Source organism: Duganella flavida, assembly GCF_009857445.1.
GTDB classification, from domain to species: domain Bacteria; phylum Pseudomonadota; class Gammaproteobacteria; order Burkholderiales; family Burkholderiaceae_D; genus Rugamonas; species Rugamonas flavida.
Map to the genome: position 1 here is coordinate 1 of NZ_WWCN01000019.1, position 25,071 is coordinate 25,071.

At 61.4% G+C, this 25,071-nt stretch carries 20 protein-coding genes and 1 pseudogene; 12 read left to right on the forward strand and 9 right to left on the reverse strand.

Annotated features, from left to right (window positions below):
- The 3 genes and pseudogenes from GTP46_RS24455 to GTP46_RS24465 form a co-directional block, all read right to left on the reverse strand.
- Window positions 1–669, reverse strand: a pseudogene (locus tag GTP46_RS24455) (hypothetical protein); the annotation flags it as partial.
- 267 nt (window positions 670–936) lie between these two features.
- Entirely contained in the window at window positions 937–2,283 is a 1,347-nt protein-coding gene (locus tag GTP46_RS24460) for a sigma-54 dependent transcriptional regulator (RefSeq protein ID WP_161009243.1), read from the reverse strand.
- Window positions 2,284–2,439: 156 nt separating this feature from the next.
- Complete coding sequence (locus GTP46_RS24465) at window positions 2,440–2,775, reverse strand: hypothetical protein (protein ID WP_161009244.1); 336 nt, start codon at window positions 2,773–2,775, stop codon at window positions 2,440–2,442.
- A 157-nt stretch (window positions 2,776–2,932) separates the two neighbouring features.
- Here GTP46_RS24465 and ligD point away from each other — a divergent pair, with 157 nt between their 5' ends.
- A complete protein-coding gene (gene ligD, locus GTP46_RS24470; protein ID WP_161009245.1) occupies window positions 2,933–5,314 on the forward strand; it encodes a DNA ligase D in 2,382 nt (793 codons plus the stop codon).
- Here the strand turns inward: ligD and ku are convergent.
- Window positions 5,295–6,119, reverse strand: a complete 825-nt coding sequence (gene ku, locus GTP46_RS24475) for a non-homologous end joining protein Ku (protein ID WP_161009246.1) — start codon at window positions 6,117–6,119, stop codon at window positions 5,295–5,297. The two genes, ligD and ku, sit on opposite strands and share 20 nt — an antisense overlap.
- A gap of 214 nt (window positions 6,120–6,333) precedes the next feature.
- On the opposite strand from ku, the gene GTP46_RS24480 reads away from it, so the two are divergent.
- Window positions 6,334–7,821 (forward strand): GGDEF domain-containing response regulator, encoded by a 1,488-nt coding sequence (locus tag GTP46_RS24480; protein WP_161009247.1) that lies wholly within the window; start codon window positions 6,334–6,336, stop codon window positions 7,819–7,821.
- On the opposite strand, the gene GTP46_RS24485 is transcribed toward GTP46_RS24480, so the two are convergent.
- Window positions 7,818–8,954 carry a thiolase family protein gene (locus GTP46_RS24485; RefSeq protein ID WP_161009248.1) on the reverse strand — a complete coding sequence of 379 codons (1,137 nt, stop codon included), beginning with the start codon at window positions 8,952–8,954 and terminating at the stop codon, window positions 7,818–7,820. The two genes, GTP46_RS24480 and GTP46_RS24485, sit on opposite strands and share 4 nt — an antisense overlap.
- A gap of 87 nt (window positions 8,955–9,041) precedes the next feature.
- Here GTP46_RS24485 and GTP46_RS24490 point away from each other — a divergent pair, with 87 nt between their 5' ends.
- The 7 genes from GTP46_RS24490 to GTP46_RS24520 all read left to right on the forward strand — a co-directional run bounded on the left by GTP46_RS24490 (window position 9,042) and on the right by GTP46_RS24520 (window position 19,932).
- Window positions 9,042–9,608, forward strand: a complete 567-nt coding sequence (locus GTP46_RS24490) for a TetR/AcrR family transcriptional regulator (protein WP_161009249.1) — start codon at window positions 9,042–9,044, stop codon at window positions 9,606–9,608.
- An 82-nt stretch (window positions 9,609–9,690) separates the two neighbouring features.
- Window positions 9,691–11,337: a SulP family inorganic anion transporter gene (locus GTP46_RS24495; protein WP_161009250.1), complete on the forward strand. Its 1,647-nt coding sequence runs from the start codon at window positions 9,691–9,693 to the stop codon at window positions 11,335–11,337.
- A gap of 146 nt (window positions 11,338–11,483) precedes the next feature.
- On the forward strand, window positions 11,484–13,988 hold the full coding sequence (locus GTP46_RS24500; protein ID WP_371869748.1) for a response regulator: 2,505 nt from the start codon (window positions 11,484–11,486) through the stop codon (window positions 13,986–13,988).
- A 40-nt stretch (window positions 13,989–14,028) separates the two neighbouring features.
- Complete coding sequence (locus tag GTP46_RS24505; RefSeq protein ID WP_161009252.1) at window positions 14,029–16,212, forward strand: EAL domain-containing response regulator; 2,184 nt, start codon at window positions 14,029–14,031, stop codon at window positions 16,210–16,212.
- A gap of 17 nt (window positions 16,213–16,229) precedes the next feature.
- Window positions 16,230–17,999 (forward strand): DUF885 domain-containing protein, encoded by a 1,770-nt coding sequence (locus GTP46_RS24510; protein ID WP_161009253.1) that lies wholly within the window; start codon window positions 16,230–16,232, stop codon window positions 17,997–17,999.
- A 69-nt stretch (window positions 18,000–18,068) separates the two neighbouring features.
- Window positions 18,069–19,370 carry a DUF945 family protein gene (locus GTP46_RS24515; protein WP_161009254.1) on the forward strand — a complete coding sequence of 434 codons (1,302 nt, stop codon included), beginning with the start codon at window positions 18,069–18,071 and terminating at the stop codon, window positions 19,368–19,370.
- Window positions 19,363–19,932: a nucleotidyltransferase family protein gene (locus tag GTP46_RS24520; RefSeq protein WP_161009255.1), complete on the forward strand. Its 570-nt coding sequence runs from the start codon at window positions 19,363–19,365 to the stop codon at window positions 19,930–19,932. The genes GTP46_RS24515 and GTP46_RS24520 overlap by 8 nt, the downstream gene beginning before the upstream one ends.
- Here the strand turns inward: GTP46_RS24520 and GTP46_RS24525 are convergent.
- Window positions 19,929–20,585, reverse strand: coding sequence for a sigma-70 family RNA polymerase sigma factor (locus GTP46_RS24525; RefSeq protein ID WP_161009256.1), 657 nt, complete (start codon window positions 20,583–20,585; stop codon window positions 19,929–19,931). The two genes, GTP46_RS24520 and GTP46_RS24525, sit on opposite strands and share 4 nt — an antisense overlap.
- 150 nt (window positions 20,586–20,735) lie before the next feature.
- Here GTP46_RS24525 and clpP point away from each other — a divergent pair, with 150 nt between their 5' ends.
- Entirely contained in the window at window positions 20,736–21,329 is a 594-nt protein-coding gene (gene clpP / locus GTP46_RS24530) for an ATP-dependent Clp endopeptidase proteolytic subunit ClpP (protein WP_161009257.1), read from the forward strand.
- Here clpP and GTP46_RS24535 read toward each other — a convergent pair.
- The 3 genes from GTP46_RS24535 to GTP46_RS24545 form a co-directional block, all read right to left on the reverse strand.
- On the reverse strand, window positions 21,326–22,219 hold the full coding sequence (locus GTP46_RS24535; RefSeq protein ID WP_161009258.1) for an NAD-dependent epimerase/dehydratase family protein: 894 nt from the start codon (window positions 22,217–22,219) through the stop codon (window positions 21,326–21,328). The genes clpP and GTP46_RS24535 overlap by 4 nt on opposite strands.
- Window positions 22,220–22,319: 100 nt before the next feature.
- Window positions 22,320–22,796, reverse strand: a complete 477-nt coding sequence (locus tag GTP46_RS24540; protein WP_443093205.1) for a Csu type fimbrial protein — start codon at window positions 22,794–22,796, stop codon at window positions 22,320–22,322.
- Window positions 22,797–23,007: 211 nt separating this feature from the next.
- Complete coding sequence (locus GTP46_RS24545) at window positions 23,008–23,475, reverse strand: Csu type fimbrial protein (RefSeq protein WP_443093206.1); 468 nt, start codon at window positions 23,473–23,475, stop codon at window positions 23,008–23,010.
- A 396-nt stretch (window positions 23,476–23,871) separates the two neighbouring features.
- Between GTP46_RS24545 and GTP46_RS24550 the strand changes: the two genes are divergently transcribed.
- Together GTP46_RS24550 and GTP46_RS24555 are read left to right on the forward strand one after the other, a co-directional pair.
- Window positions 23,872–24,747 carry an urease accessory protein UreD gene (locus GTP46_RS24550; RefSeq protein WP_161009261.1) on the forward strand — a complete coding sequence of 292 codons (876 nt, stop codon included), beginning with the start codon at window positions 23,872–23,874 and terminating at the stop codon, window positions 24,745–24,747.
- A gap of 13 nt (window positions 24,748–24,760) precedes the next feature.
- Entirely contained in the window at window positions 24,761–25,063 is a 303-nt protein-coding gene (locus tag GTP46_RS24555) for an urease subunit gamma (RefSeq protein WP_092269656.1), read from the forward strand.
- Window positions 25,064–25,071 lie beyond the last annotated feature (8 nt).

Consider the following 25,071-nt stretch of genomic DNA (forward strand, 5'->3'; position numbering starts at 1 on the left):
TGCGCCACTGCTGGCGTTACTGGCCCAACCGCCGGTGCCGCCGCTACCGCCGCTGGCGCTGCCCGCGGCGGTATTGCCGTTGCTGGCGCTGCCATTGCTGGCGCTGCCGCCGCTGCCTGCTGCGGCGCTACTGCCGCCATGGGCCGCCGCGCCGCTGCCACCGCTGGCGCTGGCGCTGCCACCGCTGGCATTACCGCCACTGGCGCCGGTGCCGGACGCACCATTTGCATTGCCGCTGTTGCTGGCGATGTTGCCGATGTTGTTGATGGCATTGCCGGTGACCGAGCCGGTCAGCGCGCTGGTGGCGGTGGCCGATGAACTGTTGAAGGAGTTGCTGAGGTTGGCTGTGGCGGTGCCGCCGTTGTTGGCCGCTGCGGCGCCTGCTGCTGCGGCATGCGCAGCGCCGGTGCTGTCGTTATTGTTGTTGCGGTTGTCATTGTCCCGGTTCGTGCTGCTGTCGTTATTGCGGTTGCTGCTGCTGTCGTTGTTACGATTGGTGCTGCTGTCGTTGTTGCGGTTGGTACTGTTGTCCTGGCTTGCGCTGGCATTCTGATTGGCTGAGGCGCCGCCAGACTGGTCAACGGTGCTGCTTGGGGTAGGCGTGGTTTGAGCGTGGGCGGCAACGCTGAATGCGATGGCCAGCGCGGTCGCAATAATGTTCTTTTTCATGGTAGATCCTTGTTGTACGGGTTAGCGGTTCACGCCAGCGGTTGTGCCTGGCTAAGGGTGCTACCGCAATAACAGTGCCAGTCGCTGGTTGTGCTGGCTAACACCATGATTTGAAAAGGATTCGCCTGCGACAGGCAGGATGCATGCGGACAGTGAGGGCGGGGAACGAGCTGGCGGGCGCGGCACTCGTCCCGGAAAAGTGACAGATCAGGCTGGTTTGAGAGGTGCTACGGCAGCGCTGTTGTCACAGGATTGTGACAGCGTGCCTTATTTGCCGCGATTGCGGGCTGGTGAGGGGATGCCGTGCTTGGCCATGAGGCGGTACAGCGTCATGCGCGACACGCCGAGTTCTTGCGCAATTAATGTGACACTCTTGCCGTCGCTTAAGCTGGACTCGATGGCGTAACGTTCGGCGCGGATGCGTGCGCCGCCCAGGCATTCGCTGCCGTTGTTGCGCACCGGTCCGGTCAGCATCAGATCGCCCGGCTGTATCAAGCGTCCCTCGGACATCACCATGGCACGCCGGATGCGATTGATCAGTTCGCGCACATTGCCTGGCCAGTGGTGGGCGCGCAGCGCCGCTTGCGCGGCCAGGCTGAAGCCCTGCAACCTGGCCGCCCGTTCAGCCGCGTATTTGTGGAAGAAGTGTTCGGCCAGTGGCGCCAAGTCTTCCTTGCGTTCACGCAGCGCCGGTACTTCCAGTGCCAGCACATTCAAGCGATAGTACAAATCTTCGCGGAAGGCGCCACGCGCCACCGCCGCTTCCAGATCGACATGGGTCGCAGCAATCACGCGCGCCTCCACCGGAATACTGCGGGTGGCGCCCAGCCGTGTAATGGAGCGCTCCTGCAAGAATCGCAGCAAGGCGGATTGCTGCTCGAATGGCAGGTCGCCTATTTCATCAAGGAATACCGAGCCGCCGTCGGCCGACTCCAGCAAGCCTTGCTTCTCGCGTGTTGCGCCCGTGAAGGCGCCGCGTTCATAGCCAAACAATTCCGATTGCAGTAGCGAGGGGGCGATGGCGGCGCAGTTGATGGGAACGAAGGGGCCGCCGGCCCGTGGCGAATGGTCGTGGATAGCGCGCGCCACCAGTTCCTTGCCGGTCCCGCTTTCGCCGCGGATCAGCACCGGTGCACTGGCGCTGGCGACGCGCAGGATTTGCTGACGCAGACGCGCAATTTCATTGCTTTGCCCGACTAGCGGCATGCGCGTCGACAAGGTCCGGCGCGGCGCGACGTGGCGCAGTCCGGCCACGCCCTGGGCATGTCCCAATGTATGGGCAAGCCGGAAGCCGTCGATCGGCCAGGTGTGAAAGTCGCGGCAATGCTCGTGTACCAGCTGACGGCAGGCCGCGTCCAGCAAGGCGTCCGGGTGACAGATAGCAATCCACTGCAGCTCCCAATGCTTGCGCAGGAAGGCGTCGAGTTGAGGCAGTTGCGCGGTATTTCCATCGAGCAGTACGATACCGATGGTGACTTGTAAAGCGGGAAGCATATACTCTGCAGCCGCCAGGTTCAGTGCAACATTGACCTGCCAGTCAGGCACGCAGCGCGTCAGCTCCGCACTGGTATGCGCGTCGCCAATGGAGACGCAAAGCAATGTTCTGATGGTCATTAACTGCTGCCTGTTTACGAAGAGGATGTGTCCGCTGAATGTAACAGACACGGCGTAAACATTGGTTGTTGGTTTCAAGCGTGCAGGGGTACGGAGCCTGCGAAAGCAACAAGACAGCACGGCTGCCCGCGTTGGGGCAGCCGTTGGCGGCAGGGCTTACTTGGTAGCGGCTGCGGCTTCTGCTTTCTCAGCTTTGGCGTGGGCCTTGGCTTTGGTTTTGCTAGCCTTGGCGTGTGCGTCGGCCTTGTCGGATTTCTCTTCAGCCTTGGCGACGGCGACGTCTTTCTTGGCATCGGCTTCTACCTTGGCGGTCTTGGCTTCTGCCTTGATCTCGGCCTTGGTTTCTTTGGCTTCGGCTTTAACCGCAGCTTTGGTTTCCTTGGCTTCCGCTTTGGCGGCAGCAGGAGTAGCTGGGGTAGCAGGAGCTGGGGTCTGTGCGAATGCTGCGGTAGCGAACAGGCCGGCGATCAGGGTAGCGATTACTTTAGTCATGATTCAATCCTTTGGTATTCAGGTTTCGGGCCCGGGACAATTCCCGCGTCTCTGAGCAGAAAACGCGGCCTCGGATCGTCTCGTTGACGGGCTTTACAAACGCTTACATGTTGGTCACCGCACGGTGTAGCCGCTGGCCCGGACGTAGGCTGTGCAGATGAAAGGCTCGCTCACAACTTACAAGGCCAAGCGCAACTTTACTGTCACGCCGGAACCGGCGGAGGGCGGCGAGGAGGGCGCCGGCACGCTGGCGTTTGTGATCCAGAAGCATTGGGCCTCGCGCCTGCACTACGACTTTCGGCTGGAGCTGGATGGCGTGATGATAAGTTGGGCCGTGCCCAAAGGGCCGAGCTACGACACGCACGACAAGCGCATGGCCGTGCATGTAGAAGATCATCCGATTTCGTACAACGACTTTGAAGGCACGATACCGCCCAAGCAGTACGGTGCGGGCAAGGTGATTATCTGGGACAAGGGCACATGGTTGCCGCTTGATGATCCGCACCAGGCGCTCAAGGCGGGCAATTTGAAGTTCGAACTCCATGGCCACAAGATGCGTGGCCGCTGGGTGCTGGTGCGCATGCGTGGTAAGGGCGAGAAGCAGGAGCCATGGCTGCTCATCAAAGAAAGCGACGACTACGCCCGCCCGGCGAATGAGTTCAGTGTGATCGACGAAATGCCCGATAGCGTGAAGTCGCTGCCGATGCCCGGCGCCCCTGTGCTGCCGGAGAGTCTGTCGCCGCAACTTGCCACGCTGGTCGACGCGCCGCCCACATCGGTGGAGGACTGGTTGTTCGAGGTGAAGTTCGACGGCTATCGTCTGCTGGCGCGGATAGATGGCGACAACATTCGCCTTATCACGCGCAATGGCAACGACTGGACACACAAGCTGCAACCGCTACACGCCGAGCTAAAACGCCTCAAGCTCCCCAGTGGCTGGTACGACGGCGAAATCGTTGTCCACGATGAGCAAGGCCGTCCTGATTTCGGCCTCCTGCAAAACGCCTTCGATGAAGACCACCCAGCCGATATCGTCTACTTCCTGTTCGACCTGCCATTCCACAACGGCCGCGACCTGCGCGACACGCCGCTCGAACAACGCCGCGAGACGTTGAAACAGCTGCTGACCAAGCGCCGCTCCGACACCATCCGCTTCAGCGCTACCCTCACCGCCGACCCGCAAGACATGATCGCCGCTGCCTGCCAGATGGGCCTTGAAGGCATCATCGGCAAGCGCCGCGATTCGCTCTACACTGGCCGCCGCAGCGGCACCTGGATCAAACTCAAATGCGGCCAGCGCCAGGAGTTCGTCATCGGCGGCTACACCGACCCACAAGGCTCGCGCAGCGGCTTCGGCTCACTGCTGCTTGGCACTTACGACGAACACGGAAAACTCCACTACGCCGGCAACGTCGGCAGCGGCTTTGATGCCGCTACGCTGAAAGACCTCACTGCCAAGATGAGCAAGCTGCATGCCGACACCAGCCCATTTTCGGCCAGCCGCGAGATTGCGCGCAAAGCCCACTGGCTCAAGCCTGAGCTGGTGGCGGAAGTCAGCTTTGGCGAGTGGACCCGTTCCGGATCGATTCGCCACGCCGTGTTCATCGGCCTGCGCAAGGACAAAGCTGCTTCTGCCATCGAACGCGAAAGCCCCGCCATGAAAATCACCAATCCGGATCGCATCATCGACAAGCAAAGCGGCGCCACTAAAATTGAACTAGTACGCTACTACGCACTGGTGGCCGATCTGATGCTGCCTCATTTAAAAGGACGCCCAGTCTCGCTGGTGCGTGCACCGGAGGGTGTAGGCGGCGAGCTATTCTTCCAGAAGCATGCCGACATTGCCAACATGCCCGGCGTGAAGCAATTCAAGCAGGCGCTGGATCCGGACCACCCGCCCATGCTGGAAGTCCCTACCAAAGAAGCGCTGCAATCCGCAGCGCAGATGAACGTCATCGAACTGCACACGCAAAACGCCAACGGCAGCAGCTACGAAAAGCCGAATCGCATGAACTTCGATCTCGATCCCGGCGAAGGCGTGGAGTGGCTGCAAGTGCAGGAAGCCCCCTACCTGATGCGCGCCTTCCTCACCGAACTGGCACTACCGGTATTCCTGAAAACCAGCGGCGGCAAAGGCCTGCACGTGGTGGTGCCGATCAAGCCGGGTTACGGCTGGGATGATGTGAAAGCCTTCTCGCAGGCCATCGTCGCGCACATGGCGCAGACCATCCCGGACCGCTTCGTGCAGAAAAGCGGCCCGCGTAACCGCGTCGGCAAAATCTTCATCGACTATTTGCGCAATGGACGCGGCGCTACCACCGTCGCCGCATGGTCCGCCCGTACGCGCCCTGGCCTCGGCATTTCAGTGCCGCTGGCATGGGACGAATTGGATAACCTGCGCAGCGCCGACGAATGGCGCGTCACCAATGTTCATGAGCGGCTCGACGTCGGTAACGCGCCCTGGGAGGACTACGCCAAGTCTGCCAAAGGCCTGGCGGCCGCCATGAAGCGTATGAAATTCAAGCCCGGCGGCGCTTAGGCGCAGGCTTGGCTGCTGGCCGCTTACCCAGGCTATCCTGCAGCAGCGCTACCAGATCCACCACGTTGGACGATTTCGGCGCGCGCTCTTTGGCGCTGGGCGCGGTGATGGTCTTGGTCTGGCCGGCCTTGATCTTTTTCTTGACCAGTGCCAGTACGTCGTCGCGATAGGTGTCGTGGTACTGCTCCGGTTTCCATTCTTCGCTCATGCCCTCCACGAGCGACAGCGCCATCTTCAATTCCTTGGCGCTGATGGCGGTGGCGGGCGGCAGCTTGAGTTCTTCCGCATCGCGAATCTCGGTTGCATAGCGCAGCGTGTTCAGCACAATCTTGTCCTCGACGCAGACCAGTGCACACAGGTGCTGCTTGGTGCGCATCACTATCGTGGCGATGCCGATCTTGCCAGCCTTGCGCAACGTCTCGCGCAGCAGCGCATACACTTTGGCGCCGCCGCGTGTTGGCGCGAGGTAGTAGGGCGTTTCGTAATAAGTGAGCGGCACCTCGGCCGCTTCCACAAAGGCAGCGATGTCGATCGTCTGCGTGGCTTCCACGTTGGCGCGCTTCAGGTCTTCGTCCGACAACACCACATATTCATCGGTCTCGTATTCATAGCCCTTGACGATATCGTCCCATGTCACCTCCTTGCCGGTGCTCTTGTTATAGCGCTTGTAGCCGACCGGCGAAAAATCGCGCCGGTCAAGCATGGTGAGATCAAGATCGTGCTCCTGCACGGCCGTGTACATTTCGACCGGGATGTAGACCAGCCCAAAGCTGATCGCCCCTTTCCACAGCGCCCGTGCGGCCATAGCTCAACTCCCTCCAAGGTGTGAGCAATCAGTATTGGCGCCACCCGCTAGCATGACGGTACGCTCCCGCACATATGCAGGCAAACCACGCCCTGCGAGAAAAAACTGATCTTTAATGCAAAAAATATTGCTATTTATGAACTTTATGGCACACTAGTAGTAGGGGTGTTTTTCATATTAGAATATTTAGAACCAGAGGCGGGAGAGTACCATCATGGCGGACGCGATTAGCCGGCTGAATAGCACGGGCGTGTTTTTTAATCCCAGCGCTGAGCGGCGCTCGGAGTTCCAGTCCTGCTGCGGAGAGATGTTTTCCCAGCTGTCGCTTTGCGACAATGTGGACGCCACCGGCGCCGCGCTGGTCAAGCGCGAAACCGATCTGCTGATCCTTGACCTCAACGGTTTCGACCATTTGAACGAGTTGGCCGGCGTGGGCGCGTTGATCCGCAGCCGAGCGGGCGCGCCGATCTTGCTGCTGTGCGCCTACGAGCACAGCTCTTGGCTGCCGGAGTTGATGGCTTACGGCACTTTCGACTACCGCATCTGCCCGATCCTCAGCGACGAGCTGCAAGAAGCCGTGAAGCAGGGCTTAAAAGTGCCGACCGACCTGGCCGCTGCCATGCAGCAGGAATTGCTGGATAAGGAAAAAGAACTGCGCGACCTGCTGGCCGTGCAGCGTAGCCTGCAGCGCGCGCTGGGCGGCATCGATAACATCGCCACCATGTCGGCGCAAATCTGCCTGGCGCTGTGTAACTTCCCGGGCGTGCGCCATACTTCGCTGCTGCATATGAAATCGCGCGGCGACTTGCAACTGGTGGCGCAGGAGTCGCGCAACCATCTCGACATCGGCCGTTTGCTGCAACGGCGCGACCGCCTGCTGCAATCGCCGCTGCGCGATGTGTTCCCGCCGTTGATGGCCGTTGCGCGCGGTGAACTGGTGCTGCTGGACGCGCCGGAAAAATCGGGTGATCCGGAACTGGCGATGCAGCTGCACGACCGCAATGTGCGCATGGTGCTGTCGCTGCCGCTGCGCGCCGAACCGGGCGGCCCGGAAATGGGCGCCATCTGTCTGATGTTCGACCGTCACATTACCTTCTCGCGTGAGCAGTTTGCCTGCTTCGCCAGCCTGGCGCAGTTTGTCAGCTTCGGCTTGGGCATGAGCGAATTGAAGCACCAGAACGATGCGCTGTCTGGCCAGTTGTCGCAGATGAGCACCATCGATTCGGTGACCGGCGCATCCAACCGCCGCGCCGGCGAGGACAATCTGGATAACGAAATCCGCCGCGCGCGCCGTTACGGCCTGCCGTTGTCGGTACTGACTTTCGATGTCGGTAGCTTCCGTTCCGCAAACGATTTATACGGTTCCGCTGTTGGCGACCCGGCCCTGCGCAAGATTGCCGAAACGGTGCTGGGCCGCCTGCGTACTTCGGACACGCTGGCGCGCATGCGTGGCGAAGAGTTCCTGATCGTCGCCACTCACACCACCTCGGCCGACGCCGTGCGGTTGGCCGAAAAACTGCGCACGGCGATTACCGAAGCCGATCTGCCGGGCGCCGGTTTTGGCGCGTCCGTCAGCATCAGCCTCGGTGTGACGCAAGTGGGTGCGGATGAGGGCAGCGCCACGGTGCTGGATCGTCTCGACACCGCACTGCACCGCGCCAAACGCGCGGGCCGCAACTGTATCGAGCTGGCGACGGTTTAAATCTTCGCCAGAATGGTAGCGATACCCTGGCCGCCGCCGATGCACTGGGCGGCCAGCGCGTAGCGGCCGCCGGTACGCTTCAACAGCGCTGCCGCCTTGCCGGTGATACGCGCGCCGGTGGCGCCCAGCGGATGACCGATGGCCATGCCACCGCCGTCAATATTCAGCACCTCCGGCTTGATCCCCAGCTCGCGCACGCAGGCCAGTGCTTGCGAGGCGAAGGCTTCGTTGATCTCCGCCACATCGATATCTTCTGCCTTCAGGCCCGCCAGCCTGAGGGCTTTTTGCGTGGCTGGAATCGGGCCGATGCCCATCAGTGCTGGATCGCAGCCGACTGTCGCCATCGAGACGATGCGGGCGCTCGGCTGCAGGCCGTGCTTGCGGGCGAAGTCCTCGGTCGTCACCAGCACGGCCGATGCGCCGTCGGTCAGCGGCGATGAAGTGCCGGCGGTGACCACGCCGTGCTCCGGGTCGAACACCGGCTTGAGTGACGCCAGCGCTTCCAGCGTGGTGCCAGGGCGGATGCAGCCGTCTTCCGCGATCAGGTCGCCGTTGTTATCGGTGATGGGGATGATTTCCTCTTTCAGCAAACCGGCGGCGCGCGCGGCGGCGGCTTTGTGGTGCGATTGCATCGCCAGCAGTTCCTGGTCGGCGCGCGAGACCGCGTATTTGCGGGCCACGTTTTCGGCGGTGTCGCCCATGCTGATGTAGGCGTCGGTGTTGGCTTGCAGCTGCGGGTGAGGGGAGAAGTTAAAGCCACCCTGCGGCACCATCGTCATCGACTCCACGCCGACGCACAAATAAGCTTCGCCGAGACCTGCCTCAATATTGGCGGCAGCGATGTGGACGGCGGACATGGACGAACCGCAGAAGCGGTTGATGGTCATGGCGCTGACTTCGTGCGGAAAGCCGGCCAGCAGCGAGACGATGCGCGCCAGGTTATTCCCTTGCGAGGACTCCGGGTAGGCGCAGCCGAGGATCACGTCGTCCAGCAGGGCCGGATCGAGGCCGGTACGCTGGATCAAACCTTTCACCACTTGCGCCCCGAGATCGTCGGGACGGATTTCGGCCAGCTTGCCTTTGCGGGCGAAATGAAAGGGCGAACGTGCATAGGCTCTGATGACTGCTTTCATGATGGATACCTTTTAATGACGATCATAATGTTTGATATATTACGCTCGTAATATATAATGTCAACATGGTTGATGTAGGAGACGAATATGAAAGTCAGCAGGGAGCAAGTAGCGCTCAACCGTGAGCGCATCGTGGAAACCGCAGCGCGGCTGTTCCGCGAAAAAGGCTATGACGGCATCGGCGTGGCTGACCTGATGAAGGGGGCAGGCCTGACGCACGGTGGTTTCTACGGCCACTTTGAATCGAAAGAAGACTTGTTGGCCGAAGCGGCTGCCCATGCGCTGAAAAAATCCGTAGCGCGCTGGGAAGGCTATCTGGCCGAAGACCGCAGCTCGGCAATGGATAAAATCGGCGACGGTTATTTAACCGTGCAGCACCGCGACCATCCGGAGAAGGGCTGCTCCGTCACCGCGCTAGGCGCAGACATTGCCCGTTTGGGCCCCAAAGCTCGCCATGCCGTCACCGAAGGCGCAAGCGGCCAAATGGCGGTACTCCAGCAACTGATGCCCGGCGCCGATGACGCCGAAAAACGCAAACAGGCGCTGGCAACTTACGCCGCCATGGTCGGCGCCATCGTCCTGTCCCGTGCCGTAGACAACGAAGCGCTGTCGCTGGAAGTGCTGCAAGCCGTGCGCGATTCGCTGCCCGGCTAATTCCTTATGAGATTTTCGAGTTAGCTAATTCGGAATTCGTATTTAGGGTAAACTGGCGGCATTTCGTGTTTGTGGATTGAAAATGCTGCAATGGTTGAAGTTTTACCGGCGTGACCAGCTGCCTGGCGATATCAGCGCCGGGCTGGTGGTGGCGATGATGATGATCCCGCAGGGCATGGCCTACGCTCTTGTGGCCGGGCTGTCGCCGGTGGTAGGCATTTACGCCAGCATCATGCCGCCTATCGTCTACGCGCTGTTCGGCAGCAGCATGACCCAATCCGTCGGCCCGATGGCCATTATTTCGCTGATGACCGCCGCTGTGATCGGCCCGATGGCACCGGCCGGTTCCGCGCTGGCCAATGTGCTGGCGGCGCAACTGGCGCTGGTGTCGGGCGCGGTGCTGCTGCTGTGCGGCCTGCTGCGCATGGGCTTCCTTGCTAATTTCTTCTCGCGTCCGGTGATGAGCGGCTTTACAGTCGGCTCGGCCATCGTGATCGCTTTTGACCAGCTGCACACACTGCTCGGCGCCGAGCTGCCGCATATGCATCTGCCGAGCGCCGCGCTGGGCGTCGGTTCGCTGGTGCTGCTGGTGGCGGCGCGCCAGTATCTTGCGTCGCTGCTGAAGCTTTGCGGCTTGCCGCTAGTCGCCGCCGATATCGGCGCCAAGCTGGCGCCAATGGCTGTGGTCCTCGGCGGCATCGCGCTGATGGCGACCACCGGCCTGGCCGATATGGGCGTACGCACTACCGGCGCGATTCCCGCCGGCCTGCCACATCTGAATCTCGCATCGTCCAGCGCCCATTGGCGTCCCTTGCTGCAACCGGGCCTGCTGATCGGCTTCATCGTATTCCTGATGTCGATGTCCGGCGCGCAGGCGCTGGCGCAGAAGCGCAATGAGAAGCTGGTCAGCAATCACGAACTGATCGGCCTAGGCGCGGCCAACGTGGCCAGCGCGCTGTCCGGCGGCTTCCCGGTGACGGGCAGCTTGTCGCGTTCCGCTGTCAACTTCGCGGCCGGCGCCAACACGCCGCTGGCCAGTTTGATCACTGCCGTGCTGCTGGCCTGCGCGCTGCTGGCGCCAACCGGCTGGCTGGCGTTGCTGCCGCTGCCGGTGCTGGCGGCCACCATCATCGTCGCGGTGCTGGGCATGCTGGAGATGGGCATCCTGCACACCGCCTGGCAATACGATCGCGGCGACGCGCTGGCCTGGATCGCCACCTGCCTCGGCGTGCTGGTGCTGGGCGTGGAGGCGGGCGTGATTATCGGCGTAGCGCTGTCGATGGGTACTTTGATCTGGCGCGCCAGCCGTCCGCATATCGCGGTGCTGGGACGCATTGCCGGCACTGAGCATTTCCGTAATATTGAACGCTATCCCGCCGAGACCCAGCCGGAGCTGCTGGTGCTGCGCATCGACGCCAATCTGTTCTTCGGCAATGTGGAGGCGGTGAGCCAGCGCATCGAGTGCGAACTGGCCACGCACCAGAGCGCGCGGCACCTGGTGCTGGTGATGTCGGCCGTCAACTCGATCGACACCACGGCGCTGATGGCGCTGGCGGAGCTGAACCAAAGCGCCAAACGCCGCAACATCGGCCTGCATTTCGCCGAGGTGAAAGGGCCGGTGATGGATCGTCTACGCAATAGTACGTTGCTACAAGAACTAAACGGCAAACTGTTCCTGAGCACCGCCAACGCATGGGATCAATTACATACCGCTAAGGATGTTGCTTGAGCGCAAATATACATGGACTTCATGCTAGATTGACCCTATGATCTAAGTCGAAGCAGCAAACGATTAACCCCAAAGAATGGTTGTCTCCGATGTTGGCCCGACTTGCCCGCCGTTTAGGAAGAGTATCTATCGCCGTTTTCGTCAGTGTGACGTTGACCGCTGTGGTGACGTTGGTGCTGACGACGTTTGCGCTGTACTTCTACCAGGTGGAACGCGCGCAGCGCTGGGAACAGCTGCATAAAACGCTGGCCAACAGCGCCGACGAACTGGCCGCCGCCGTCGCGCTGCCGGCCTGGAACTTCGACGAAACCCAAATCATCACCATCATGAAGAGCGGTTTGAGCAACCGCGATTTGTACGCCAGCGCGGTAGCGCCGGTGGCTTCGACCCGTCCTTTCATCCTCACCCGCAACGAACAACAGCAGCTGGTGCCGTCCGAGCAGCTGCCATCCGATCCCGTGCTGCTGTCGGAGCAGCGGCCCATCGTGGCAGGCGGCCAGAATATTGGCACCATCACCGTGTACGCCTCGCCGGCGGTGCTGATCGAGCAGCTGCGCCAGCGCCTGTACACCATCGCCGGCCTGATTTTCGTGCTGGACGTGACGCTGGTGCTGTCGCTCTACCTGCTGCTTTGGCAGCTGATCCTCAAGCCACTGACGAATATCGAACGCTACGCCGCCAGCGTGAAAGCGGGCCAGAATTCCGGCGCCTCGCCACCGCGCGACTGGTACACCGGCGAACTGAAAACACTGAACGCCTCCATCCGCGAGATGGTGCGTCTGATGGAAAGCCGCTACGTCGCCATGCACGCCAGTGAGGAGCGCTTGCAGATTGCGTCCAGCGCGGCGGCCATCGGCATCTGGGACTGGAACATCGTCACCGACGAAATGGTGTGGGATGAGCAGATGTATCGCCTGCACGGATTGGACGGCGGCACGGTGCAGTCGCCGGTCGACAACCTGCGCGAGCGGCTGCACCCGGACGACGCCATTCCTACCGTGATGCTGTTGCAGCAGGCCCTCAAAGGCACGGCGGAATTTGACGTCGAGTTCCGCGTGATCTGGCCGGACGGCTCACTGCATTACCTCAAGGCCGACGCCATGATCTTCCGCGACGCCGACGGCCAGCCGATGCGCATGGTCGGCGTGAACTACGACGTCAGTGCCAGCCGCACGGCGGAAGCGGAGCTGCGCCGCCATCGCATTCACCTCGAAGAACTGGTGGCCGAACGCACGAATGCATTGTCGGTGGCGGTGCGCCAGGCGCAGGGCGCCAACCGTGCCAAGAGCACCTTCCTCGCCAATATGAGCCACGAGCTGCGCACGCCGCTGAATTCCGTGATCGGCTTCTCGCGCCTGATGGCGGATTCCAAGAACATGCTGCCGGAAGAGAAGCGCAATCTCGCCATCATCCACCGCTCGGGCCAGCACCTGCTTACGCTGATTAACGACATTCTCGAACTATCCAAGATTGAAGCCGGGCGCGCCGTGCTGCAAACGGAAGTGGTCAACCTGAACGACATGCTGCAGGAAGTGATGGACATGGTCAGCATGCGCGCCGGCCAGACCGGCGTGGAGCTGGTGCTGGACAGCGCCGGCCTGCCGGCCAGCGCGCGCGTGGACGGCACCAAGCTGCGGCAGGTTTTATTGAACCTGATGTCGAATGCAGTCAAGTTCACGGCGCAGGGCAGGGTGACATTGCGCGTGCGCGGCGCCTCACGTAACGGCGCTTGCGAGCTGGCTTTCGCTGTTACTGACAACGGTCCCGGCATCGCGGAAGAAGACCAGGCGCGCATCTTCGAGCCTTTCATCCAGGCCGATGGGCCAGGAGCGAAAGAGGGCACAGGCCTGGGCCTGACCATCTCGCGCGAATTCGTGCAGCTGATGGGCGGCACGCTGGTGCTGCAATCGGCGCTGGGCGCCGGCGCGACCTTCTCGTTCGCGGTGGCGGTGCAGGTCACCGACGAAGCACCTGCCGCCGGTGAAGAAGAAGCCACGCCGCTGGCACCGCAGCAGCGCCGCCGCATCCTGGTGGCCGACGATAACGCCGACGGCTGCACGCTGCTGGAAAGCCTGCTCAAACCACTGGGCTTCGATGTGGCGGTGGTGGGTGACGGCGCACAGGCGCTGGCGATGGTCGACGTCTGGCAGCCGGATCTCGTCTTCATGGACTGGCGCATGCCGGCGCTGGACGGCTTGAGCGCCACGCGCCAGATCCGCACTAACAAAGACGGTCCGCAGCCGCGCATCGTGATGCTGACCGCGTCCGCCTTCGCCGAGGAGCGCGAGGAAGCGCTGAATGCGGGCGCCGATGAATTCATGCGCAAGCCGGTGGAGCAAGAGCAGCTTTACGCGTTGCTGGAGCAGCAGCTGGACCTGCAGTTTGTGCGCCGCCATCACGGCGCGCGTCCCGCCGTACCGGCGCCGCTGGCGCGTGAAGATCTGCAGCACCTCGATCCGGCGCTGCGTGAAGAATTGAAGACCGCCTTACAGGAGTTGAACCTGTCGCGCGTGACGCTGCTGCTGGAGCCTTTGCCGGCGGAGCTGGGCCAGGTGGTGGCGCGTATTGAGCACATGATCCAGCTACACCAGTACCCGCAGCTATGCGCTCTGCTGGACGAAGCGGGTAATGAATTGGAGCCGCAGGCCTGACGGGTATATCATAGTGGTAGATTAGGCGAGAGAGTTTTACATGCACCGGGATTTGTCAGGACAACACACCAAGGGCGAAGTGCTGATCGTGGAAGACACGCCGGCCTCGCTCAAGCTTCTCAGCGACCTGCTGACGGAAGCTGGCTACTACGTGCGCCAGGCGCCCAACGGCGAACTGGCGCTATGGACGGCGCAATCGCGTCCGCCGGAACTGATACTGCTCGACATCCGCATGCCTGGCATCGACGGCTTTGAGGTTTGCCGCCGCCTGAAAGCCACGCCGGAGCTGAGCCAGGTGCCGGTAATCTTCCTGTCCGCCCAACACGATACCGACGACAAGGTGCGCGGCTTTGAACTGGGCGCGGTGGACTTTATCGCCAAACCGTTCCAGGCCGAAGAGATCCTGGCGCGTACCGACGCCCACGTAAAGCTGGGCCGCGCGCAAAAAGCGCTGGCCGAAGAACGCGCTTTGTTGGAAGAGCGCGTGGCCGAGCGCACTGCGGAACTGGCGAAAGAAGTCGAGCAGCGCCGCGCCAATGAGGAATTCCTGCGCCTCGCCAGCCAGGTATTCGAAGCGACGCAGGACGCCATCGTGGTGACCGACCGCGATGCGCGCATCGTCGCTACCAACCCGGCTTTCACGCAAATCTCCGGCTACACGGCGGAGGAGGTGCTGGGCCAGAACGTCTCGCTGTTGCACGCCGGCGACCCGGATGCATCCTCATTCGGTTCCATGGTGCAGTCGGTGATCGCCACCGGCCACTGGTCGGGCGAGATCCTTGCGCGCCGCAAGAACGGTGACATTTATCCCGGTTTGCTGAGCGCCTCGGTGGTGCGCGATGAAATGGGCCACGTCATCAACCACGTGGCGGTGTTCATGGATATCACCGAGCGCAAGGCCGAGCAGCACCTGATTGATTTCCTGTCCAACCACGACGCACTCACCGGCCTGCCGAACCGCATGCTGGCGCGCCAGCGCTTCGGGCAGACATTGGCTACTGCGCGCCGCGATGGCCGCTGCGTGGCCGTCATGTGCCTGGACCTGGACCGTTTCAAGAGCATCAACGACTCGTATGGCCACGACATGGGCGACAAGGCGCTGCAAGTGGTCTCCAGGTACCTGAGCGAGACCGTGCGCGAAAGCGATACCGTCACGCGCCAGGGCGGCGACGAATTCCAGATCATCGTCGACGACGATGCGCAGCTTAGCACCACCATCGCGCTAGCGCAGAAGATTCTGGCCGGCTTGCGCAAGGAGCTGGTAATCGACGGCCAGCAGATCACCGTCACGTCCAGTATCGGCATTGCCGTCAGCCTGACCGACGGCGAGAGCTTCGATGAACTGGTGCGCAACGCCGACACGGCGCTGTTCCGCGCCAAGGAAATCGGCCGCGATAACTACGCTTTCTTCACCGAGCGCATGGACGCGGAAATCCGCGACAAGCTGGCGATCCAGGGCCAGCTGCGCGGCGCCATCGCGCGCGACGAATTTGAACTGCACTACCAGCCGCAGGTCTGCCTGAAAACCGGCGAGATGATCGGCGCCGAGGCGCTGCTGCGCTGGGAAAACGCGGTGCTGGGCAAGGTGCCGCCGAACCGCTTCATTCCGCTGGCCGAGGAATATGGCCTGGTCAATTCCATCGGCGAGTGGGTGCTGGAAAGTGCGTGCGCGCAGATGAAGGTGTGGCACGAGCAGGGCCTGGGCCAGATCAAGGTCTCGGTCAACCTGGCTGCGGGGCAGTTTGCCAACGACGCCACCGTGCCGCATGTGGAAAGCACGCTGCGCAAATTCGGCGTGGCGGCGGAATACCTCGGCCTCGAAATCACCGAAGGCACGGTGATGGGCGATCCGAATAAGGCCGTGGCCTCGCTGCGCCGCTTGAAGGACATTGGCGTCAGCATCTCGCTGGACGACTTTGGCACCGGCTATTCAAGCCTGAGCTATTTGAAGCGCTTCCCGATCGATGTGCTGAAGATCGACAAATCGTTCGTCGACGACGTCACCACCAATAGCGCCGATGCGGCAATCGCACTGTCGGTGATCTCGCTGGCGCACAACCTGAATATGCGCGTGATTGCGGAAGGCGTGGAAACGCGCGAGCAGGTGCAGTTCCTCAGCGAGCGTGGTTGCGACGAGATGCAGGGCTATTATTTCAGCCGCCCGGTCAACGCTGAAAGCTTTACCGCGCTGCTGCGCGAACGCCGTAATTTATTGGACATGTAATCACCCCCTGGAGACTTATGGATAAGAAGTTCAGCACCGCCATTGCCGGTGCAGTCATGCTGGTATGCCTCAACGCCGGCGCTGCGCCTGTTGTTAAACCTGGTCCTGCCGACGCCCAGTTCAAGGCGCTCTACACGCAGGAATGGAAATGGCGACTGAGCCAGAAGCAGGAAGATGGTGAGGATGACGATGACAGCGGCGTGTCGCCATCGCTGCCGCGCATTGACGCTGCCACCCAGAACAACCGCCTGGCCTACTGGCAGGGCGTGATGAAAAAACTGGACGGCATCAAGGAGTCCAGTTTGTCGGCACCGGAGCGTATCAACTACCAGGTGTACAAGGCGCAGATCGCCGCCTTCATCGCCGCCCAGCAGTTCCGCGAATACGAAAAACCGCTGAACGCCGATAGCGCCTTCTGGTCCAATATGGCCGGCACCGCGCGCCGTCCGATGACCAAGGAAAAAGAATTCCGCGACTACCTGAAGCAGCTGGCCGACGTGCCGCGCTACTTCAACGACGAAATCGTCAACATGCGCGCTGGCGTGGCGCGCGGCTTCACGCCGCCGAAAGTCACGCTGGTGGGCCGCGACAGCTCCATCACTTCCGTGACCGATGCGAAAACGCCGCAGGATACTGTGTTCTATCTGCCATTCAAGACCATGCCAGCTTCCATGCCGGCCGCGCTGCAGGAAGAACTGCGCGCACAGGCGGTGAAGGTGATCGCATCCTCGGTGATCCCGGCGCACCAGTCGCTGCTGAAGTTCATGCGCGAAGAATACGTGCCGAAAGCACGCGAAGAACTGGCGGCCGAGAGCCTGCCGGATGGTAAAGCCTATTACCAGTCGAAGATCGTCGAATTCACCACCACTTCATTGAGCGCGGACCAGATCCACCATATCGGCCTCGAAGAAATGGCCAAGATCCGCGCCGAGATGCAGGACGTGATCAAACAGGTTGGATTTAAAGGCGATCTGCCGGCCTTCCTGCAATTCCTGCGCACCGATCCGCAGTTCTACGCCAAGACGCCGGAAGAGCTGCTGATGCGCTCCACATGGGTGGCAAAGAAGTTTGACGCCAAAGTTGGCCAGTACTTCGGTTACCTGCCACGCCGCCGCTTCGCGGTAATTCCAGTGCCGGACGACCAGGCACCGTTTTACACTTCGGGCCGTGGTGGTCCAGGCGTTTATCTAGTGAACACCTATAACCTGCCGTCGCGCGCCTTGTACAGCATGCCGGCGCTGACGCTGCACGAATCAGCGCCGGGCCACGCCTTCCAGATGCCGGTGGCGCTGGAGCAGAAGGGCCGTCCGCCATTCCGAAACGCTTACATTTCGGCTTACGGTGAAGGCTGGGCGCTGTATAGCGAACGTCTCGGCACCGAGATGGGTATCTACGAAACGCCGTATGAAGTCTTCGGCATGTTGAGCTACCAGGCATGGCGCGCGTCGCGACTGGTGGTCGATACCGGCTTGCACAGCAAAGGCTGGACGCGCAAACAGGCGCAGGACTACCTGCACGAAAACACCGCGCTGTCGGAGCACGAGATCGAGACGGAAGTGGACCGCTACATTTCGTGGCCGGGCCAGGCGCTGTCCTACTATCTGGGCGAGATGAGCATCATCAACGCGCGCAAGAAAGCGGAAAAAGCGCTGGGCCAGAAGTTCGACATCCGCGCTTTCCACGACACCGTGCTGCAACTGGGCTCGGTGCCGCTGCCGGTGCTGGAAGCGCGTATCGACCTGTTTATCGCGGAAGGCGGCAAGAGCCCATATCCTGACCTGGAGTGACAAAGCGCGCATTTCTGGGGGCGGTCAGTTGGCTACAATGCCGCATCACTGACTTTCTCCGGTAATGCTTTGAAAAAGACTCTCCTCTTCATTACGGCGGCCAGCGCGATGCTGGCTGCTCCCGTCTACGCAGACACCCAGCCAGCGGCACCAGCGCCTAAGCTGCCGGAGTTCCTCACCAAGGAAACCGAAGCGACGCTTAACCAAGCGGGCAAGGAACTGCGAGCGGCGCAGGGCAAGGAACGCAACTTCGCCAAGCTGCTGGACACTTACAGCAAACTTGAATTCTCGCCTGAACTGCGGCCAAAGCTGAAAGAGATTTTTGGCGTCGAGCGTCCATTCCCGCTGCAGCGTAGCGCTGGCGCCAAGGGCCAAATCAACTACGTTGGCAAGCTGGCGCCGCACCTGTTTGTGCAGGGCAACGGCACGGATTTCAGCTGGACCGAACTGACTTCAAAGATCACGACCGACAAGGCCGGCCGCACGTTGAACGCCAACGTTACGTGGCCGTCGCTGGTGGTCGCCCGTCCGGATGGTTCGGCGCGTTTGCTGGACATGACCATCACCACCAGGCAGCAGCGCGGCGCCGACGGTGCCGCCTATGGCACGGCGAACTTCGGCATCGGCGCCATCACTGTGCACGAAGCGGCGGTGGGCGGCAAGACAGCTAAAGAGTTGATGCGTTTTGAAGACCTGCAGGCGCGCTCGGAGACGGTTCGCCGCGGCAGCATGGCGGAAATTGGCTACCGTTCGTCGGTGAAGGCCATCGTGTTCGGTGACGAGCGTGTGGAACGCGCCACCTTTGCCTTCCGCCTGACGAATATCCCGGCCAAGGAAATGGCGGAGTTGGACCAGTCGCTGCGCGCGCAGGAAAACAGCGACCTCGCGCTCGACGCGCGGCAAGAAGTGATGATGCTCAAGCTGAAGGACTCCGGTAAGCGCCTGATCAAGGCCGGCGCCGCCTTAACCATCGAAGAAATCAGCGCGGCGTATCGCGGCAACGTGGCTTCGGTCAAGGGCCGCGTCGCGTTCCAGAAAGTGGTCGATGCCGATTTCGAGAACATGCCCGCGCTGATTAAAAAGCTGGTAGCGCACTTTGATGTGCGCGTGCCGGTGGCGCTGGTGAGGGACGTGGGCCGCGCTACAGCCACCAAAACAATACCGGCCGACACGCCGGACGCCGCCAAGCAAATCGATGCCGCCGGCGACGGCATGGTGAGCATGGTGGTCGGCAAGGCTGTGACCAGCGGTTTTGCCGTCGTCGAAAAAGGCGAGCTGCGTTCCAGCATCGACTTCAAGAACGGCCAGCTGACTGTGAACGGCAAAGTCATCGAGCTGCCGAACCTGAACCTCAAGCAGAAAAATGACTAACGAAGAGCGTTTGCGCCGGATCGCCCGGTCTTCGAAATGGTTTATGCCGGCCTTGTGTGCGGCGCGTGAACTGGGACTTGCCTCGTGGTGCCTGGGTGCGGGCGCGGTGCGCAACCTGGTATGGGATGCCTTGCACGGCTATCACACGCCGACCGCGCTGGCCGATCTGGATCTTGCCTATTTCGATCCATCCGACATGGATCCGGAGCGGGAGCTGGACTTGCAGCATCGCCTTTCCGCAGCGATGCCGGAAGTACCGTGGGAAGTGACCAACCAGGCGTCGGTTCATCACTGGTTTGAACGATATTTCGGATACGCGGTCGAGCCGCTGTCGTCTCTGCACGATGCCGTGGCTTCATGGCCGGAATACGCCACGTCGGTCGGTGTGCGCCTGCATAGCGACGACACCATCGAAATCATTGCCCCGCATGGGTTGGATGATTTGTTCAACTGCGTCATTCGCCGCAATCCAACGCGCGCCAGCCTCGCTACCTACCGCATGCGCATCGAGCAAAAGAAATATGCGCTACGTTGGCCGAACGTAACCGTCGTTGCAGCTTAGGCAGCGAGGGCGTACGACGCGTCGTTGGCGCAGGCCCGTGTCTGGACCGATAACGGCTGGCCGTCGCCAAGCAGGGTGATAATCGCCGGCGCATCGATGCCGTGGATGGCCGCGTGAAAGCGCTGTACTAGTTCGCGGTTGAGTTTTTCGCTGGCTGGCGGCTCGTCCGCTGCCTCGCGAAGGCGGCGGCGCGCGCGGGCCAGGTGCTGGCGCGCGTTTGCGGCATTGATGCCCAGCGTTGCAGCGATGTCGGCGTGCTCGCATTCAAATACTTCATGCAGGACCAGCGCTAGCCGCTCGGATGTCGACAGACATGCCAGCATGCGGACCAGGGCGTCGCCCATTTCTGCGCGCAGCAACAGCGCATCCTCCGGCTGCACAGTCGTCGCATCCGGCGTTAATTCCATCGCGGTGTGCGCGGCTGTCGCATCCCGTGCGCGCTTGCGCAAGCGGTCGATGGAGTGGTGTTGAACCACGGTGGTCAGCCATGCGGCCGGCGTCTCCAGCGCGGCTTGTTCCACGTTGCGCCACTTAAGAAAACAATCCTGCACGATGTCCTCGGCCTCCGCGTCATTGCCGACGATGCGGCTGCTGATTGCTTTCAGGCGCGGACGTAGCTGCTCAAAAATGGCGGTGTCGGTATCGATAGGCATGGCGCTTCTCCTGTCATGGGGGCTGGTGACCTATGACGCTGGGCGCGGTCCTGGTGTGACACGTGGGAGAAATATTTTTTGAATGGTCACGCGCGGCCGGTCGCCAGCGTCAAGCGGGCAGTGCCTCAACTTTACCGCAAAAGGACGATCATGACTGGTTTGGTACCCACTGTTATTGAACACACGGGGCGCGGCGAGCGCGCTTTTGACATTTACTCACGCCTGCTGAAGGAACGGGTGATTTTCCTGGTCGGCGAGGTGACCGAGCAGTCGGCCAACCTGATTGTGGCGCAGTTGCTGTTCCTTGAGTCGGACCATCCGGACAAGGATATTTCGCTGTACATTAATTCGCCGGGCGGCTCGGTGTACGCGGGCATGGCGGTCTATGACACCATGCAGTTCATTAAACCGGATGTATCGACACTGTGCACCGGCTTTGCCGCCAGCATGGGCTCCTTCTTGCTGGCGGCGGGCGCGATCGGCAAGCGTTATGCCTTGCCGAATGCCCGCATCATGATCCACCAGCCGCACGGCGGTTCGCAAGGCGTGGCGGCTGATATCGAGATCCAGGCGCGCGAGGTACTGTACCAGCGCCATCGCCTGAACTCCATCCTGGCCGAACGCTCCGGCAAAATGCTGGCGCAAATCGAAAAAGACTCGGACCGCGACAACTATATGTCCGCCCGTGAGGCTGCGGAATACGGCCTGATAGACCGTGTGCTGGTGCAGCGCGAGCTGGATTAACGCAGCATGTCGCTGGCGATCCAGTCCAGCACCGCTGGGCGATGCGGTTGCCAGCCTAGCTGCTTGCGGGCGCGCTCGCCGCGCACGCGGCTGTTGGAGCCAAGGCCATAGGAAGCCATTTCGTAGCCCCATTCTTCCTTGGCCTGTTCCTGCGGCCAGTCCTGTGCCTCGCCCAGATCCAGCGCCTTGGCGATGGCCGCGCTCATGTCGCGAAACGCCGCTTCGCCGCTTTCGACGAAGTAGAAGGCGCCGGCTTCGGTCTTCTCCAACGCTAGCAGGTACAGGTCCACCATATCGTCGATGTGCACATTCGACCAGATATTGCGGCCCGCTCCCACGTGGCGCACGATGCTGCTCTTGATGGCTTGCTTGAGAAGGCGAGGCAGCTGCACTGAATCGCGCGGCAGCGCGCCGTGGCCGTAGATCAGGGTATTGCACAGCACTGCCGAACGCACGCCTTTACTGGCTGCGTCCAACACCAGCTTGTCGATGCCCACGCGCGCGGCTTTGTCCGCAGTCGGTTCGGGGAGCTGATCTTCGTGGTAGATGTGGTCCGTGCCTTCGCCGCCGGAGGCGTCGCCGACGATGCTGGAGCCGCTGGTATGCAGGAATACTTTGCCGCTGCCGGCCAGTGCGTCGACAAAGGCTTCTACCGCTGCGCGGTTGTCGCTGCTGGCGGCGTTGATGACGGCATCCGCTGCCTGCGCCCGGGCGATCAGCAGTTCGCGGTCGGTGAGCGTGCCCAGTACGCCGGTCACGCCGATTTTTTTCACTTCTTCCAGCTGCTCCGGCTTGCGCACCAGGCCAACGACTTCATGGCCGGCCTTGACCAGACCCGCCGCAATCGAACTACCGATAAAACCGGCCGCGCCGGTGACGAATACTTTCATGTTCTGCTCCGTTTCAATTTCATGAGCAGACAGTATGGGGACGGTGCTTGTGCGCACCAAGAGTGCCGGGATCAAAGCTCCCTTGCGCTGGTTTCAATAATCAGAAGTAGACGGTGGCGGTGATGGTGGATTTGTAGGCGTCCGGCTGTGGCGTTGCTTGTGCCGGCACCACGCCGTACACGGTCAGGGTTTGCGCGCTGCCGGTGCCGGTGCTCGAACGGGTATCGGTGCCTTGGGTGTTGCCCCAGTTGCCGCCGCCGGCGGTTTGGTTCAGGTTAAAGGCCACGGTGCTGGTGTTGGCGCCGGTGCCGCTCATGAGGCGCGCGCTAGCGGTCGAACCGGTGCCGGTGCCGGCGCTCAGGCCGACGTTGTACGGGGTAGTGTTGGTGCAGGTGACTAGTAGCGACGAGTTGACGTTGAGCGCTGACGACAGCACGCCTTGCGAGGAACCGAAATCCAGTGGATTGGCGGAAATCGTGCAGTCCGCGATGATGGTCACCGTCACGTCGAAAGTCGTGGTCTTGCTACCGTTGCTGTAGACGGCGGCGCCGCCGGTCAGTGGCAGCAGGGCGATCATGGTGGCGATGGCGGTAGTACGGTTCAGAAGACGGTGCAGCATGATGTTCTCCAAGTGTGGCCGGATAGTCGTTGGGCGAATGCTGTCTGCGGTTCTGGGGCAGTACGATTTGAAACAGGGGGAGATTTAGCGCGGGCTTGGGCGCTGGAAGGAAATTCTGGTCGCGTCATCCAGCCTGGTTTTAAGGCAGATGCGGAAAGACTTACAACGATTAGAAATAGACGGTCGCGGTGATCGTCGATTTGTAGGCATCTGGTTGCGGCGTCGATTGGACTGGGATGTTGCCGAATACGGTCAGGGCTTGCGACGAACCGGAGCCGGTGCCGGAAACGGTGTCGGTGCCTTGCGTGTTACCCCAGTTGGAGCCGCCGCTGGTTTGTTTCAGCGTGTAGGACACGGTGCTGGTGTTGGCGCCGGTGCCGCTCATCAGTCGTGCGGCAGTGGTGGAGCCGGTGCCGGTGCCGGCGTTCAGGCCAACGTTGTATGGCGTGGTGTTGGTGCAGGTGACGTTCAGTGAGGTGGTGGCGTTGACGGTAGTTGCCAGCACGCCTTGCGAGGAGCCGAAGTTCAGGTTGCTGGCGGCGATGGTGCAGTCGGCAATGATGGTCAGCGTGACGTCAAAGGTGACGGTCTTGCTGCCGTTGCTGTACACAGCCGCGCCGCTCAACAGCGGCAGCATGGTGATGCCGAGTGCCGTAGCCAGTGCTGCACGGGAAAGGGTCTTGCTGATCATGATAGCCTCCGTTGGGTTAATTTGGTTAGCGTGCTCAAAACAACTTTTGTTTCCACGCCTCAATGGATTCAATTATTCCCTAATCAAAAAAACGCTGCTTTTGTCAAAAGTGGAGAAACTTTTGGGCGCGTAGAAAACCTAAAATATTTTTGCTGCACGGCACTTTTTTACAACAGCCAGATTTTGCCAGCGGCGAAAAAGTTTGGTTTTCCAGAGACGGCGAGTTGCACGCACTGAGTTGGTGCGTTTTGCCATATGTTGGTGCGTGGTGTAGCAGGTAGCTGGCTGTTTGGCTGGCACGGTGATTGCATAAGAAGAACATTATTTATTTTGTTCGACTTTATGCCCGACTGCACCGCACCGCGCGACTACGCCGCCAGCACCCGCCACAGTGCCTGGCAGGCCAGTCTCACCCTCGGTTTTGCAGATGATGCCGGCACCACGCGGCTATTCAATAAGCTCCACTACGGCCCGCTGCGTGTGCAGAAGGCGCTCTACCCGGAAGATAACAAGGTGTGCCAGGCCATCATCGTCCATCCGCCCGGCGGCGTGGTCGGCGGCGATCAGCTGGAGATCGATATCGGCGTCGGCGACAAGGCCCACGCTTTCATCACCACACCCGGCGCGGCCAAGTGGTATCAGGCCAACGGCAAGGTGTCGCACCAGGCCGTGCACCTGCATGTGAACCGGGACGCCGCGCTGGAATGGCTGCCGCAAGAGACTATCTTCTTTGATACCGCTAACGTGGTGCTGGACCAGCATATAGAACTGGCCGCTGGCGCCACCTTCCTCGGCTGCGAAATCCTCTGTATGGGACGGCGCGGCTCGGGCGAAGTATTTAATAGTGGCCGCATCCGCCAGCGCAGCAGCATCCGCCGCGAAGGCAAGCTGATTTGGTGGGAGCAGGGCGACATGCTCGGCGGGCGTCTCGACAGCCCGCTGGCGCTCAACGGCCGCACCGTGTGCGCCACGCTGATCGCCGCTGGCAAGCCGCTGCCTGCCGCTGTGCTGAATGACTTATTGGCTCAAATCCGCGCCGACATTGCCGCCGATGGCGAGCATGTTTTCGGCGTCACGCAAACCAAGGGCGTACTGGTGGCGCGCCACCTCGGCGACGACAGCGAAACCGCGCGCCGCCTGATGCTGGCCGTCTGGCGCCGCATCCGCCCGCACCTGCTGGGACGCGAGGCCGTCACGCCGCGCATCTGGCAAACCTGAGAAAGAACATCACATGGACCTGACTCCACGCGAAAAAGACAAGCTGTTGATTTTTACCGCAGGCATAGTGGCTGAACGCCGCCTTGCCCGTGGCCTGAAGTTGAACTACCCGGAAGCGGTGGCGCTGATTACCTGCGCCATCATGGAAGGTGCCCGCGACGGCAAAACTGTCGCAGAACTGATGTCCGACGGCACGCGCATACTCACGCGCGCCGACGTCATGGAGGGTATCCCCGAAATGATCCCTGACATCCAGGTCGAAGCGACGTTCCCCGATGGGAGCAAGCTTGTGACTGTCCACAATCCCATCCCATAAAGGAGTTC